The sequence below is a fragment of the Allorhizobium undicola ORS 992 = ATCC 700741 genome, assembly GCF_000621665.1.
GTDB classification, from domain to species: domain Bacteria; phylum Pseudomonadota; class Alphaproteobacteria; order Rhizobiales; family Rhizobiaceae; genus Allorhizobium; species Allorhizobium undicola.
In genome coordinates this window covers 49,912-65,493 of sequence record NZ_JHXQ01000020.1, presented here as the reverse complement: position 1 = coordinate 65,493, position 15,582 = coordinate 49,912, and the positions used below count along the sequence as shown (strand labels likewise).

The following is a 15,582-nucleotide window of genomic DNA, read 5'->3' as shown; positions in this document are numbered from 1 at the left end:
TTGAGGGGGAGATGCCTGGCAAGGCAGAGGGGGGTAGGCCACGCCACATGCCTAAGCGTCGTGTACTGTGTTTTCGCGCAAAAGCGTGCTCGTTTTTCCGTCACGCTCCATGCATGATTTGCGCGGCCTTGACGGCGGCAGAGGCGCGGTTTTCCACGCCGAGCTTCACGTAGATCTGCTCCAGATGCTTGTTGACCGTGCGGGCTGAGAGCCCCAGAATTTCGCCGATGTCGCGGTTGGATTTGCCATGTGCGATCCACAGCAGCACTTCCGCCTCGCGGGAGGTAAGGCCAAAGGCGTCGCGCAGGGCTTCGTCCTGGCGGCGATTGTCGGCGGCGGTCAGGCGAAAGAGATATTCGTCCGGGCCGATGGCGCCAAGAAAGGTGAGCGTCAGGCTGGCCTGTCCCTGCGGCGGATAGGAAAAGCTGGCGTCACGGCTGGTGTTTTGCGTTGCGCGGTTGGCCATCCATCCGGCAATGGTGGCGGTCACGGCGGCAAGACCGTTTTCCGCGCCGGTTGCGGTGGTGATGAGGCGCGTGGCCTGCGGCGTGGACCAGTGGATTGCGCCATCGCCCTTTACCGCCATCAGGTGGCGGCCTGCGGCATCCAGCGCCACGCGCGCGCTCCGGGCGGAGCGGGCATTGGCAAGATGCACGCGGATGCGGGCGCGAAGCTCGTCGATATTGATCGGCTTGGTCAGGTAATCGACGCCGCCAGCCCCCAGCGCATTCACCACATGTTCGGTTTCAGTAAGGCCCGTCATGAAGATCACCGGCACCTGCGCCACGGCATTATTGGCCTTCAGCCTGCGGCAGGTCTCGAAACCGTCCATTCCGGGCATGATGGCGTCCAGCAGAATGAGATCTGGGCTGATACGCTCGGCAATGCCAAGGGCCGCCTGACCGGATGTGGCGATCAACACGGAAAAACCGGATTGTTCCAGCGCATCGGTAAGAAAGCCCAGCGTTTCGGGGCTGTCATCCACCAGCAGCACGATGTCGCGGGGGGAAGGGCTGTCAGCCACGGTCGTCCTCTTTCTCGCTTCGGAAGCGTTCCAGCGTCCTGATCAGCCCCGCCATGTCGAAGGCTTGCAGGAAGGGCTTCAGATGATCGGCAAAGGGCTGGTGATCGGCCATGCGGGCCAGATCCTGCAATTTGGCGTCTATGCCGCGGACATAGCCGATTTCCGCCAGCCGCAGCAATTCATCGATGTGGTCCGTGCCCGGACTTTTCAGCGGCGCGGAGGTTTTCGGCTTCGGCTGAGGCGGGGCGGCATCGGCATAGACCCATTGCAGCTTGAGATGAAGCGCCAGCTTGTCGCGCAGCTTCTGCACATTCACCGGCTTGGTAATGGCATCGTTATGGCCGCTCGATCCGGGTTCGCGCACGCTGCTGTCGCCGATATTCGCAGACAGCATCAGGATCGGCGCGCTCTGGCCGAGATCACGCAGCTTTTCCACCAGTTGCCAGCCATTCATGCCGGGCATGGAAATATCCACGAGAAAGAGATCGGGCTGCACGCCCTCGATCAGCGTCAGGCAATCGGGGCCGCTATTGGCGGTCAGCACGATGAAATCCAGCGGCGAAAGCGCCTCGCGCATCAGGTCGCGGTGGTCTTCATTGTCGTCCACCACCACGATGGTCCGGCGCGGGCCGGTATAGGAGAGGATCTTGCGCTCCGGCTGCGGCGCGGTGGAGGGCCGCTCGACGGCCGACAACAGCAGGCGGACACGGAAGGTCGTGCCCTTGTCCTTCTCGCTCTCCACGGCAATCTCGCCGCCCAGCGTATTGGTGAGCAGGCGGGTAATGGTCAGCCCCAGACCCAGCCCCGGCATGGGGCGGATATTATCGGCTTCGCCGCGCTGGAAGGGCTCGAAAATCCGCGACAGGTCCTTTTCGGCAATGCCCCGGCCCGTGTCGGAAATGGTGAAGGTGGCAACCTGGCTGCGATAGACAATGTCGAAGCCGATGCTGCCGCTATCGGTGAACTTGATGGCGTTGGACAGCAGGTTGACGAGGATTTGCCGAAGCCGCTTTTCATCGGCGCGCACATAGCGCGGCAGGTTGCGGGCGCGCTGGTGGGTGAAGGTCAGCCCCTTGGCGTCTGCCTGCGGCGTGATCATGTCCACGATCTGATCGAGAAAATCGCTGAGGTTCAGCTCGTTGGAAAAGACCTGCAACTTGCCCGCCTCGATCTTGGAAATATCGAGAAGCCCGTCGATCAGCCCGGAGAGGTGATCGGCGGAGCGGCGGATGACCTTGATGGCCGATTGGCGCGGCGCCGGAATGGTTTCGTCCTGCTCCAGCAATTGCGCATAACCCAGAACGGCATTGAGCGGGGTGCGCAATTCATGGGAAAGCCCCACCACATAGCGGCTTTTGGCGCGGTTGGCGGCTTCCGCCGTTTCCTTTGCGGCTTGCAGCGCGGCATCGGTTTTCTGGTGGGCGGCGATTTCCTTGAGCAGCAGGCTGTTCTGCCGGAAGGATTCCTCCTCCGCCACCACCCGGCTGTCATGGGCCAGCACGTAGAACCATGAAGCAATACCGGCAATGACAGCAAAGACGAAAAAGACGATGAGGATGGTGCGGTTCACCACCAGCGCCGTTTCCGGTGATGCAGCCGAGACCTGATGGGCAATCAGCGCCAGAATCGTGCCGATCAGCGAGATGGCAATGACAGCGGTGAGCGCGTAGCGGCCAAGGCGGCTGGACAGCGTTTCGATGATCCTGTCCGGCAGCACCTGCCGCGCCACGAAACCGGCCTGTGCATCCAGCCGGGCCTGCGGCTTGCACATGTCATGGCAGCGGCTGTCCAGCGAACAGCAGAGCGAACAGATCGGCGCGGCATAGGCCGGGCACCACGCCATGTCCTCCGGCTCGAAAGGGTGCTCGCAGATGGAGCAGGTGATGGCGGTGGCGTTTTTCCAGCTGGCGCGCGGTTTACGGGCCAGATAGAATTTGCCATCCGTTGCCCAGGCGATGAGCGGGGAAATCAGGAAGGCAATCAGCGTGATGAAGGTGGCAAGCGAGGCGGCGAGCGGCCCGAACAGGCCGAAATGCGCCGCCAGTGCAATGCCTGCCGAAAGCAGCAGCGTGCCGCAGCCCACGGGATTGATGTCATAGAGATGGGCGCGCTTGAACTCGATGCCGGGGGGCGCCAGACCGAGTTTGCGGTTGACGAAGAGATCGGCGGAAAGCGTGCAAAGCCAGGCCATGGCGATGATGGAGAAGATGGCAAGCGTTGCTTCCAGAAGCCGGTAAATGCCAAGCTCCATCAGCAAAAGCGCGATGGAAACGTTGAACACCAGCCACACCACGCGGCCCGGATGGCTGTGGGTGAGGCGGGAGAAGAAGTTGGACCAGGCCAGCGACCCGGCATAGGCATTCATCACATTGATCTTGAGCTGCGAGATGACGACGAAGCCGGCCATCAGCAGCAGCGCCGCCGTGTGGTTGGGCAGGATATAGCCAAAGGCGGTGAGATACATATGCGCCGGATCGGCCGCTTCGCTGGCCGGTATGCCGGCGGAAAGCGTCAGCACCGCAAGAAAAGACCCTGCCAGCAGCTTCGGCACGCCCAGCACCACCCAGCCTGCGCCTGCCAGGAAGACGGCGATGCGGTGATGCAGTTTCAGCTTCACCCGTGGCGGCAGGAAGCGCAGAAAATCCACCTGTTCGCCGATCTGCGGCATCAGCGCCAGAATGATGGCGGATGCCGCGCCGAATTCGGCCAGCCGGAAGGGGGCGGCTTGTCCTGAAAAGGCATTGTCGTGGGCAATCCCGGCAAAACTCAGCCAAAGCTCGAATTTCTGCCAGTCCATCAGGGCGATGAACAGGAAGGGCGCGATGTTCAGCACGATCCAGACGGGCTGGGTGATGAGCTGGAAGCGCGAGATGAGCTGAATGCCATAGGTGACGAGCGGAATGACCACGATGGCCGAAATGATATAGCCAAGGGAGGCGGGAATGCCGAAGGCAAGCTCCAGCGCGCCGGTCATGATCGATGCCTCGATGGCAAAGAGCATGAAAGTGAAGCTGGCATAGATCAGCGAGGTAATGGTGGAGCCAATATAGCCGAAGCCCGCGCCGCGGGTCAGAAGATCGATATCCACGCCTTCGCGGATGGCATAGCGGCTGATCGGCACGCCGACCAGCAGCATGAGAAGGGCCGCCACCAGAATGGCAAAAAAGGCGTTGGTGGTGCCGTAGGACAGCGTGATCGTGCCGCCGATTGCTTCCAGCGCCAGAAAGGAAATCGCGCCGATCGCGGTTTGCGAAATCCGGCTGGAGGAAAAGCGCCTTGCGCTTTTGGCGGTAAAACGCAGGGCATAGTCTTCCAGCGTCTGGTCTGCCACCCAGCGGTTATATTGGCGGCGTATGGGAATGATGCGCTGGCGGGCGGCCATGAAGCCTCTGACTGGAGCAAAGCCGTTAAAAAGGTCGAGAGGCATTTTTCAGATAAGCAGTCGCTTTTGCAAGCAAGCAAAAGTGCAGTTTACAGACAAAATCCTGTAGGAACGTGTTTTTGTCTTGATTTTGTCGAATTCCGCCCATCATCACTTCACGTCAATATTGTTCCCTCAAGTCACGGTGCTGCCATGGACACGCCTTCCAAGACCCTCATGCCCAAAACCGATACGCAATCCTTCGGCACGGACGGTATTGCGCCCATGGACCGGCCCAGCCGCATCACCCGCTTTTTCATGGGCATCGTCGCCTGGGCGGAGACGCTGAATTACAAATATGCAAAGCTCGGCAATCCGCCGGTCTATGACAATGCGACCTTTCCCTGGGTGGCAGAGGTGGAGAAGGCCTATCCCGCCATCCGCGCCGAGCTGGACAAGATCATGCTGCGCAAGGCCGAGCTTCCAAGCTTTCAGGACATTTCCACGGATGTGAAGACGATTTCCTCCGACAATAACTGGAAGACCTTTTTCCTCCTGGGTTTCGGCGTGAAATCCGAGGCGAATATCAAGGCCTGCCCTGAAACCTGGAAGGCCATGCAGGCCATTCCGGGACTGACGACGGTGATGTTCTCGATCTTCGAGCCGGGCAAGCACCTGCCGGCCCATCGCGGCCCCTATAATGGCGTGCTGCGTCTGCATCTGGGCATGATCGTGCCGGAACCGCGTGACAAGCTTGCCATTCGCGTCAAGGATCAGATCTGCCACTGGGAAGAGGGCAAGGTGCTGATTTTCGACGATGCCTATGAACACGAGGCCTGGAACCATACCGATCAGACCCGCGTGGTGCTGTTCGTGGATTTCGTCAAGCCCATGAAATTTCCGGCACGTTTCGTGAACTGGTGCCTGATGAACCTTGCCATTTTCACGCCCTTCATCCGCGAGGGGCTGGATAACCATAATGAGTGGGAAAAGAAGTTCTATGCCGAAGCCGAAAAGCTGAGAAACAGCAAGGCGTGATGCCGGGCGTCTTAACGCATCGAACGGAAAGGCCCGGACATTTGAAACGAACCGCTTTTACAGCGCCGTGCGTTTTATCAAACGCCACAGTACATGACGCTTAGGCATGTGGCGTGGCCTACCCCCCTCTGCCTTGCCAGGCATCTCCCCCTCAAGGGGGGAGATTGCAATACGGACAAAGCGTCATTCTTCAGTGACTATTTGTGATGACGGCCTTTTTCAAGGATTTAGGCAGGGCCTTGATCTTGCCGATCTCCCCCCTTGAGGGGGAGATGTCCGGCAGGACAGAGGGGGGGTAAACCACACGCAAATGGGTAGCGTCGTGTACTGTGATCAAGCGCACAAAGGACGCTGTAACACTTTAAATCTGCTGCATAATTTTCACATTAAATCGATTCCGATTTAAGGAATTATGCAGTAGAGCATTTTCATAGGAATGCTCTAAACGCTGTCGGGCAGGGCATCCGTGCGGTTTCTGCTTTCCTTCAGCCGCGCCAGAAGCGCGTGCAGCAGGGCGTTGCCCTCGTAAGGCTTGGCAATGACCGGCACGTCGGCGAACTCTTCGGGAATGATGCTGCGTTCGGCATAGCCGGTGGCGAAAATGAAGGGCACGCCGCGCCGGTGCAGCTCCTCGGCCACGGGCACGGAGGTATGGTTGCCGAGATTGATGTCCAGTACGGCCACATCCGGCAGCCTGCTGCGGATTTCGTTGAGCGCCTCGTTGGCGGAACCGGCGGTGACGATGTGGGAAAATCCGGCATCGGCCAGCATCATTTCGGCATCCATGGCAATCAGCATCTGGTCTTCGACGAGAAGAATGGTGGTCTGTGGATCGGCAGTGACCATGCTGGCTTTTTCCTTTGCAAGCATCGGATTTGCGGTTTGCTCTTCTCTTTCGAGGAAGCCGGACAGGAAGCGTGCAGGCACGATGAGCTGCGCCTTCAAGCCGTCAGCCTCATAGTTTACGGTACTTTTGCCCCCAAGGTCGTAGGGGATGGAGCGATCGATGAGGGCGGAGCCAAAACCCTTGGCACGCGGAGGGCGCACTTCCGGCCCGCCGCTTTCGCGCCAGTGAATTTCACAATCGCCGCCTTCGGTCCAGGCCCATTCAATCTCCAGCTTGCCGGTTGGGCGTGATAGCGCGCCATATTTTGCGGCATTGGTCGAAAGCTCGTGGATGACCAATGCCGTCACCGCATAGGCGCGGCTGTCCAGAAGAATGCTTGGTCCCTGCATGGAAATGGAAATAACGCTTTCACGATAGGGGCTGAGTTCCGCATTCAGCAATTCGCGCAATTGCCCGCCACCGCTGCCGCGGATCACCTGGTCATGGGCGTGGGATAGCGCCTGGATACGCCCGCGCAACGAACCGACATAATCGGTCAATATCTGTTCCGGTTTGGTCGGCGCGCCCACCAGCGACTTGATGACGGCCAGAATGTTCTTGACGCGGTGGTTCAGTTCCTCGTTCAACATGCGCTGGCGAATATCGGCCTTGTTGCGCTCTTCGCGCATCAGTTCGTTATGGCGAAGCACGATTTCGACCGTGGCCGAACGGACGGCTTCGGCAATCTCGCGGTCGCTGTCCGTCCAGGCATCGGCCTGCCTGTGGACCGTTTCTTTCCAGATGGCGAAGCTTTTACGCGGGGTGAGACGGTCGCCCAGCGGTCCTGTTTCGTAGGACTTGTCGGGGTTGCCCGCCCAGTTCAGCGTCTGGAGGCGCTCCTTGCGGAAAAACAGCAGGTAATCCCGCGGGATCTGCGAGAGCGGCACGGCCATGACGCCGGAAACCGCCTCATGATACCGTTCGGCCTGGGCAAACTGGCGCGAGAGCATATGGGTTGCCCAGATACGGCCATCGGCGACGCCGCTGATAAAGCGCATCAACGGCTCCACTTCGGCCTGTGGCGGCGTACTGCCCACGCCCGTCCAGGCGTCGTTCATCCAAAGCCCGACACCATCGCAGGAAAACAGGGTCTGAAAATCGTTGAGCGAGGCGGCAAACAGCTCCTCCACATTGGCATAGTGGGAGGCGGTTTGCAGGAAACGGTCCAGCGAGCGGCGCGCGTCGTTGGCCAGGTCCAGCTTGCGCTTCTGCTTGAGGGCAAGCAGATGCAGCGAGAAGAATTCTCCGAAAATTTCCGCCGCGATCCGCTCGGACATGGTCAGGGTTTTCGGGGAATAATGGTGGCAGGCAATCAGCCCCCACAGGCTGCCATTGACCAGCACGGAAATGGACATGGAGGCGGCAACCCCCATATTGCGAAGATATTCCAGATGGATGGGCGAAACGCTGCGCAGATGCGCATAGGAAAGATCGATCGGCGCGCCGCCCGTATCATGATCGGGCATTAGCGGCACACGCTGGCCACGGGCATCGGAAATCACCCGGATCGGGTTTTGCACATAAAGCCTGCGGGCCTGCTGGGGAATATCGGAGGCGGGAAAATACTGGCCGAGAAAGCTTTCGAGATCGGCGCGGCGCGCCTCGCTGACCACCTTGCCGGAGCCGTCATTTTCGAACTGATAGATCATCACCCGGTCATAGCCGAGCACCGCGCGCACGAGCCGCGTGGAGGTGAGGATCAGCCTGTCTATATCGTCTATGTCCTTGATCCGGCCAATCATTTCCCGGGCAAGCTGCAAGGGCTGGGTGCGTCCGCGCGAGGGTTCGAATTCGATGATCGCGATACTGCCCAGCCGATGCACGGCGGCATCGAAAAAACGTCCGTTCGGCAGGCGGATATGCGCGATGACGGCCGGACGCGAGGCGTCTGGCGCCGCCGCCAGCGCATTGCGCAGGTCATGCGTTACCTCGTCGCCGAGAATATCGTGCAGGGGCCGGGTGTTGACCTGCCCCGTAATTGTGAGAATTTCGCCGATATTGGCCGAATGGCTCAGGACCGTCAGCATTTCGCCGTCGCAGACAAGCACGCATCCATGCGGCTGGATGCTGCCGGGTATATGGATCGGCTCCCGATCGCAGTTGGTCAGATCGACGGTCATGCTAGGCGGCATTCCAGACTACTTTCATAGGCGCGATAGGCGAAACGGAAGGTTCGGATCGCTGAGTCGGACAAGGCCTGCCAGTCCAAAATTTGCATTCCGTCCATAATTCCCGAAAACGCCCTCCAGTTGGAAATGTTCCTGGCCTGCGCGAAAATATGCCTCGCGCCAAAGGTTTGCGACAGGCCAAGCTCGGCTGCACGGCGCGCAAGCAGTTGCGCTCCAAGGCTGGAGCCTTCCAGAACATAGATCATGCCAAGCCAGTTTTCGGTGCGCTCTGGTGCAGGCTCTGTCTGCGAGACAGGCCGGGGCGTCATCTCGAGATCGCCAAGATCGGCCATGATGTCGGACCCCACAAGCGCTGGCCGCCATTGGCCGAAAGCGTCGGGCAGGTCATGGGCGGCGATCACAGCCTCCAGCGGCAGGCGAAACCCGGCCGAACCGGCAAGAAAGGCCTGATAGGCGGATCGGGATGAAAACTCCCCCACGAGCCGGTCCAGGTCCTTATGCAGACTGGCCGTTTCGCGGCGCAAGAACTGCCTGACAGGCGAAAAATCCATTCATTTTCCCCGCGGCGCAAACCCGGCTTCCTGCCGAATGCGACAATGCAATATATGCTCTTTACCGTCGTCATATGGCGCATTTTTAGGAAATGACAATAATTTCGCGGATTTTTATTAAGAAATCCCTGTTGTAAGCGCGCATTGCAAGCTGCGGCAGAGCGGAAGTCGGCACGCTTGCGTTTTGGTTGCGGAAAGCAAGATCAAACCGGGCGGGCGGGGTTCGATCCCGCGCGATAAGGGCGCTGTCATGCCTCTGTTGCAAAATGCTGGCAATAACGGCCACGTAAAATTCTCTTTACGTTAGGGCTGCCTCGCGAACATTGGTTCAATTGCAATGCTCTGACGTCTTTTTTTAACGCATTTCCGGCAGGGCTTGACGTGGCTTTGCTGGAAATGCCCTTATTTACGTGTGGGGCGTGCCATGGTCAATTCTGTCGAAAGCTCCTCTTCGAGCAAGGTGGAAACGGATTCATCTTCAAATTTTCTAAATTATAGTGATCTCGTTAAAAATGATAATGCCGCAACGTCCACACGCAAGGTCGATCCCAACAATCGATATGAAGGTTTGTCTGCGGCCGACCAGCTGACGAAACGCTATCTCGACCGCGACCGCTCGGCTGGCGATGCCTTGCCCGGCGTCGATGCAAGCGCCTATGCCGATACGGTCGCGCCGACCTCGGTCAGTCAGGCGGACGTAAAGCTCAGCGAATACTGGATGGGCCGGGCAAAAGCCTCCGATACCTATACGACCGACCTTGCAACACTTGAAAATACGAAATTCTCGCTGCTCAAGGATGCGATGGCGGGTGTCGATCGCGCTTTCGTCAATCCGGCAAGCGTCAAGGATATTGCCAGTCTGACGACCGAGCAGAAGGCCGCCCTGCTGATCGACCTCTCGGAAATCAAGGCCCAGTTCAACGCCTATATGGACCAGTATGGCGATAGCGTCCCCGATGGCGAATCGGCGGGCAAGGCGATCGACGAACGGATCGATGCGCTTTCGAAGGACAGCGCCACCGCCTCCTATATGGAGGAACTGACCGCCAGGGTGCTGAAGGATTACGTGGCGCGCCCGGAAAATGCCGAAATGAAAACGCGGCTTGAAATGACCTTCATGGAAGACATCGTTGGCGGCAAGGCGGTCGATCGGGCGCTTGCAGCGGGCAAGTCCAAAGAGGACGCGCTGGTGGATTACAGCTCGGAACTGAAGACGCTGACGAGTATTCTGCCTGAGGATTTCACCCGTGATATGATGGGGGCGGCCAATGCAACGCTGGCAAGCATGACGAATGACATGCTGATTGGCGACGGCACGGCGGGCGATCTTTCGGCGTTTGCGGCCGGTGCGAACGGCACCAATGCCGCCATCGAGCCGGTGGTCAAGGCCATGCTGCTGACCTTCCTTGGCGAAAATGCCGGAAATTCCAAGATGTTCGGCCCCGCGATCCAGAGCAATTACGCGCAGGACATCACCCGCAATTTCAATTCCGTCATCACCCTGATGCGTTCGGGCATGAAGGTGGACGATGCGCTGGCAAGCGTGCAGAGGAGCTTTTCCGAACGCCCGGCCCCCCTCGGTCTGGACAATGACATCTACAAGGCGGGCATTGCGCACGCCGTGCAGGCGCTGGCCTCAAGCGCGGTTCTGGTGTCGCGCAGCCTTGGCACCGGTCAGACCTGGCAGCCGCAGGATATTGCCGGCGCCATGGCCAATGCGGTTCAGATCGTTGGCCTCACCACGGAAGGCCTTGCCAAAAACCTCGATGCCGCTGGCAAGCCGTTCAGCATGTTCGGCACCGGCTCCGGCAGCTGGGGGCGGACGGTTTCCTCGCTCATCAATCCGAAGAACCTCGAGGCAGGCGGCAAGATCATCGGCGGCATTGGCGGTCTTGCCACGGCGGGCCTCAGCTTCTTTTCCGCCTCGCGCTCGCTGAAGGCCGGGGAGGAGCCGCGCGCGGCGCTGGAAATTCTCACCGGCGCGGCGGCCGTGGCCAACAGCCTCATCGGCTTTTCCGAGGTGGCGATCCAGCTGACGAATGTCGTGCCGCGCGTCTTCAGTGCCGCTGCCGTCACCTCCTCGGAATTCATCGCCCAGGCGACCAATGCCCTCAAGGTCGGGCTGTCGGTGGCAGGCACGGTCACGGGGCTCGTTGCCTCGCTGGCGGGCATGGGCCTTGGCATCTGGGATATGGTCAAGGGCGTGAAGAAGCTCGACGAGATGGAATCGGCGCTGAACGACCGGCTGGAGAAATATCTCGGCATCAGCGTGCATCTGGAGATCGGTCCCGATCCAAGCTTCGTCTGGTAATCCGCATTTCCCCTCGCCATACGTCAATTGACGTATGCCGTTTTCTGCGGCGGCGCAGCATAGTTGGTGAAGCAACGGTTAAGGCCCATCCACAAGGGCTGACGGTATGCTTTAACGACAAGAGGGGTCCATCATGACTTTCAAGGCCAAGCTTGGCGGCGCGCTGGTTGCCGCCATCATGTCCTCCACCGCTTTCCACGGCGCTTTTGCTGCCGATGACACCATCAAGGTCGGCATCCTGCATTCGCTCTCCGGTACCATGGCGATTTCGGAAACGACGCTGAAGGACGCCATGCTGATGCTCATCGACGAGCAGAACAAGAAGGGCGGCGTTCTGGGCAAGAAGCTGGAACCCGTGGTGGTCGATCCGGCCTCCAACTGGCCGCTCTTTGCCGAAAAGGCCCGCGAGCTGATTTCCAAGGACAAGGTTGCCGCCGTGTTCGGCTGCTGGACGTCGGTGTCGCGCAAGTCGGTTCTGCCGGTCTTCAAGGAACTCGATTCGCTGCTCTTCTATCCCGTGCAGTTCGAGGGTGAGGAAAGCGAGCGCAACGTTTTCTACACGGGTGCTGCTCCCAACCAGCAGGCTATTCCCGCCGTGGATTACCTGATGCAGAACGAAGGCGTGCAGCGCTTCGTGCTGGAAGGCACGGACTATGTCTATCCGCGCACGACAAACAAGATTCTTGAAGCCTATCTTCTGTCGAAGGGCGTCAAGAAAGAAGACATCATGGTCAATTACACGCCCTTCGGTTTCTCCGACTGGCAGACGGAAGTGGCCGCGATCAAGAAATTCGGCTCGGCTGGCAAGAAAACCGCCGTCGTTTCCACCGTCAATGGCGATGCCAACGTGCCCTTCTACAAGGAACTCGGCAACCAGGGCGTCAAGGCGCAGGATATTCCGGTCGTCGCCTTTTCCGTGGGCGAGGAAGAACTGGCCGGTATCGACACCAAGCCGCTGGTGGGGCACCTTGCCGCCTGGAACTATTTCCAGAGCGTCGATACCCCCGTCAATGCCGAGTTCATCAAAACCTGGCACGCTTTCATCAAGAATGAAAAGCGCGTGACCAACGATCCGATGGAAGCCGCCTATCTCGGTTTCAACATGTGGGTAAAGGCGGTCGAAAAGGCAGGCACCACCGATCAGGACAAGGTAATCGACGCGCTGGTCGGCGTGTCCGTGCCGAACCTCACCGGCGGCTATGCCACCATGATGCCGAACCACTACATCACCAAGCCGGTGTTGATTGGCGAAATCCAGGAAAACGGCCAGTTCGAAGTCGTTTCCCAGACGCCGGAAGTGGTGGGCGACGAATGGTCCGATTTCCTGCCCGACAGCAAGGACCTGATCTCCGATTGGCGGATGCCGATGAATTGCGGCAACTTCAACGTTGCCACCGGCAAGTGCGGCGGCAAGGGTCAGTAATCCACGTTTCCCGTTCCACCCCCAACCGACGTGCTGCGGGCAGGGCCTCTGCCCGCAGCCTTTTCCCGTTGGAAGCGGAGGGTGGCATTTCTTGATCCTGAAAGGGCAAAGATGTTTTCTCGATCGATCCAGATACTGGTGATGGTGCTGGGCGTCATGCTCGGCGGCCTTCCCGCCAGCGCCGGGGATGATCCGGCTGCCCTCATCAAGGCGCTCGGCACGGCGAATTTCACCGAGGCCGAGAAGATCGTCGGCGAACTGGGCAAGACGGGCGATGCGCGCGTGGTGCCTGCGCTGGAAGCCTTCGGCGCCGGAGACCTTTATCTGCGCAAATCCGATGGCAATGTCTTCATCGGCAAGGCGGCGGGCTCCAGTCTGATGCTGATCGATCCGCTGACGGGCGAAAAAACCGGCGAGGAAGCCAAGGGCGCGCTGACCAAGATCAAGGTCAACAACACGCTGCGCCGCGCCATCACCGCAGCTGAAGGCGGCTTGACGCTGATGAGCCCGGACAGGGCAAAGCGTCTGGAAGCCGCCGCCACCATTTTGAAATCGCCGGGCGCCGATAATCTCGACCTTCTGGAAACCGCGCTTGCCTCCGAGCAGGATGGCGAGGTGAAAAAGCTGCTGCAACAGGCCCGCGCCGTTTCCATTCTGGGCTCCGACCGCCCGCTGGAGGCAAAGCTGCAAGCGGTGGAGGCCGTGGAAGGGCTTGGCGGGCAGGATGCGCTGGCCGTTCTCCAGCCGCTCAGGGCCAATGCGGACCCGGCGCTTGCGAGCGCCATCGACAAGGCGATTGGCCGGATCGAGACGAAGTTGAGCCTGTGGGAGGCGGTGCAGAACATCGTCTATGGCCTGTCGCTGGGCTCGGTGCTGCTGCTGGCGGCCATTGGTCTTGCGATTACCTTCGGCGTGATGGGCATCATCAATATGGCGCATGGCGAAATGGTCATGCTGGGGGCCTATTCCACCTTTGTCGTGCAGCAGATGATCCGGGCGCACGCACCCGGCCTGTTCGAATGGTCGCTGGCCATTGCGCTGCCGGTGGCTTTTCTGGTGACAGGCGCGGTGGGGTTTGCCATCGAGCGCTGTGTCATCCGCTTTCTCTATGGCCGTCCGCTGGAAACGCTGCTGGCCACCTGGGGCATTTCGCTGATGTTGCAACAGCTCGTGCGCTCCATCTTCGGCCCCACCAATCAGGAAGTGGGCAATCCGGGCTGGATGTCCGGCTCCTTCGACCTCGGCGGGCTGGCCATTACCTGGAACCGGCTGTGGATTCTGGCATTCTCGCTCTCCGTTTTCGTGGCGCTGCTGATGCTGCTGAAGCGCTCCGCCTTCGGTCTGCAAATGCGCGCCGTTACCCAGAACCGTCGCATGGCTTCCTCCATGGGCATTCGCACCCCCTGGGTGGATGCCTTCACCTTCGCGCTCGGCTCCGGCATTGCCGGCATGGCGGGGGTGGCGCTGTCGCAGATCGATAACGTTTCGCCCAATCTCGGCCAGAGCTACATCATCGACAGCTTCATGGTGGTGGTGTTCGGCGGTGTGGGCAATCTCTGGGGCACGCTGGTCGGGGCCTTTTCGCTCGGCATTCTCAACAAGTTCCTGGAGCCCTATGCGGGCGCGGTGCTGGGCAAGATCCTCGTGCTGGTGCTGATCATTCTCTTCATTCAAAAACGACCGCGCGGTCTCTTCGCGCTCAAGGGAAGGGCGGTGGACGCATGATAACGGCGTTTCTTCTTCGCGCACTCGATCGCAGGATCCTGGTGGCCATCGCCATTCTGGTGGCGCTTGCCGTGGTGGTGCCGGTGCTGTCTCTGGCCCTGCCGGAAACGAGCCCGCTGCACATGCCCACCTATCTGGTGGCGCTGTTCGGCAAATATCTCACCTATGCCATGCTGGCGCTGGCGCTCGATCTCGTCTGGGGTTTCTGCGGCATTCTTTCGCTGGGGCACGGGGCTTTCTTTGCGCTCGGCGGCTATGCCATGGGCATGTATCTCATGCGCCAGATCGGCCCGCGCGGCACCTATGGCGATCCGATCCTGCCGGATTTCATGGTCTTCCTGAACTGGAAGGAACTGCCATGGTTCTGGCACGGCTTCGACATGTTCTGGTTCGCCGCCCTCATGGTGCTGGTTGCTCCCGGCCTGCTGGCCTTCGTCTTCGGCTGGTTTGCCTTCCGCTCCCGTGTCAACGGCGTTTATCTGTCGATCATCACGCAGGCCATGACCTATGCGCTGCTTCTGGCCTTCTTTCGCAACGATATGGGCTTTGGCGGCAATAACGGCCTTACGGATTTCAAGGATATTCTCGGTTTCAACGTGCAGGCCGATGGCACGCGCGCCGCTCTTTTCGCCATCACCGCGCTGACGCTGGCCTTGTCGCTCCTGCTGGCTTCGGCCATCGTCAGATCGAAATACGGCAAGGTACTGGTCGGCATACGCGACGCCGAAAGCCGCACGCGCTTTCTCGGCTACCGGGTGGAGCATATGAAGCTCTTCACCTTCGTGGTCTCGGCCATGATGGCGGGCGTGGCGGGCGCGCTATACGTGCCGCAGGTCGGCATCATCAATCCGGGTGAATTCGCGCCCGCCAATTCCATCGAAGTCGTTATCTGGACGGCGGTGGGCGGACGCGCCACGCTGATCGGCCCGATCATCGGTGCGGTGCTGGTCAATGGCGGCAAGACGCTGTTTACCGGCCTTTTCCCGGAATTCTGGCTGTTTGCGCTGGGTGGGCTGTTCGTGGCCGTCACGCTCTTCCTGCCCAAGGGCATTGTCGGCACCATAACGCAGGCCATGCGCTCGCGCCGCGAGCATCGGGCAGTGCTTGACGCAAAACCACAGGCCGCGGAGTAGA

General features: G+C 59.9%; 10 protein-coding genes. 5 read left to right on the top strand and 5 right to left on the bottom strand.

The features are described 5' to 3' along the window. Window positions 1-100 precede the first annotated feature (100 nt). Window positions 101-1,024 (bottom strand): response regulator transcription factor, encoded by a 924-nt coding sequence (locus T424_RS0116130; RefSeq protein WP_027488636.1) that lies wholly within the window; start codon window positions 1,022-1,024, stop codon window positions 101-103. After that, a complete protein-coding gene (locus T424_RS0116125) occupies window positions 1,017-4,406 on the bottom strand; it encodes a hybrid sensor histidine kinase/response regulator (RefSeq protein ID WP_027488635.1) in 3,390 nt (1,129 codons plus the stop codon). The genes T424_RS0116130 and T424_RS0116125 overlap by 8 nt, the downstream gene beginning before the upstream one ends. Window positions 4,407-4,598: 192 nt before the next feature. On the opposite strand from T424_RS0116125, the gene T424_RS21330 reads away from it, so the two are divergent. Continuing rightward, window positions 4,599-5,423: an aspartyl/asparaginyl beta-hydroxylase domain-containing protein gene (locus T424_RS21330; RefSeq protein ID WP_084268554.1), complete on the top strand. Its 825-nt coding sequence runs from the start codon at window positions 4,599-4,601 to the stop codon at window positions 5,421-5,423. 441 nt (window positions 5,424-5,864) lie between these two features. Here T424_RS21330 and T424_RS0116115 read toward each other — a convergent pair whose 3' ends face one another. From T424_RS0116115 to T424_RS21325, 3 genes are all read right to left on the bottom strand, one after another. Then, a complete protein-coding gene (locus T424_RS0116115) occupies window positions 5,865-8,429 on the bottom strand; it encodes an HWE histidine kinase domain-containing protein (RefSeq protein WP_245269605.1) in 2,565 nt (854 codons plus the stop codon). Continuing rightward, a complete protein-coding gene (locus tag T424_RS22675; RefSeq protein ID WP_027488659.1) occupies window positions 8,426-8,989 on the bottom strand; it encodes a biliverdin-producing heme oxygenase in 564 nt (187 codons plus the stop codon). The genes T424_RS0116115 and T424_RS22675 overlap by 4 nt, the downstream gene beginning before the upstream one ends. Before the next feature lie 85 nt (window positions 8,990-9,074). Continuing rightward, the gene (locus tag T424_RS21325) at window positions 9,075-9,275 is read right to left on the bottom strand and encodes a hypothetical protein (RefSeq protein ID WP_037068052.1); all 201 of its coding nucleotides are present in this window, start codon (window positions 9,273-9,275) and stop codon (window positions 9,075-9,077) included. A 138-nt stretch (window positions 9,276-9,413) separates the two neighbouring features. Here T424_RS21325 and T424_RS21320 point away from each other — a divergent pair, with 138 nt between their 5' ends. The 4 genes from T424_RS21320 to urtC all read left to right on the top strand — a co-directional run bounded on the left by T424_RS21320 (window position 9,414) and on the right by urtC (window position 15,581). Then, window positions 9,414-11,300 carry a hypothetical protein gene (locus T424_RS21320; RefSeq protein WP_051559086.1) on the top strand — a complete coding sequence of 629 codons (1,887 nt, stop codon included), beginning with the start codon at window positions 9,414-9,416 and terminating at the stop codon, window positions 11,298-11,300. Between the two features lie 133 nt (window positions 11,301-11,433). Further along, window positions 11,434-12,723 (top strand): urea ABC transporter substrate-binding protein, encoded by a 1,290-nt coding sequence (gene urtA / locus T424_RS0116095; RefSeq protein ID WP_027488633.1) that lies wholly within the window; start codon window positions 11,434-11,436, stop codon window positions 12,721-12,723. A gap of 141 nt (window positions 12,724-12,864) precedes the next feature. After that, entirely contained in the window at window positions 12,865-14,448 is a 1,584-nt protein-coding gene (urtB, locus tag T424_RS0116090; protein ID WP_161712603.1) for an urea ABC transporter permease subunit UrtB, read from the top strand. After that, window positions 14,445-15,581, top strand: coding sequence for an urea ABC transporter permease subunit UrtC (gene urtC, locus T424_RS0116085; RefSeq protein ID WP_027488631.1), 1,137 nt, complete (start codon window positions 14,445-14,447; stop codon window positions 15,579-15,581). The genes urtB and urtC overlap by 4 nt, the downstream gene beginning before the upstream one ends. Window position 15,582 lies beyond the last annotated feature (1 nt).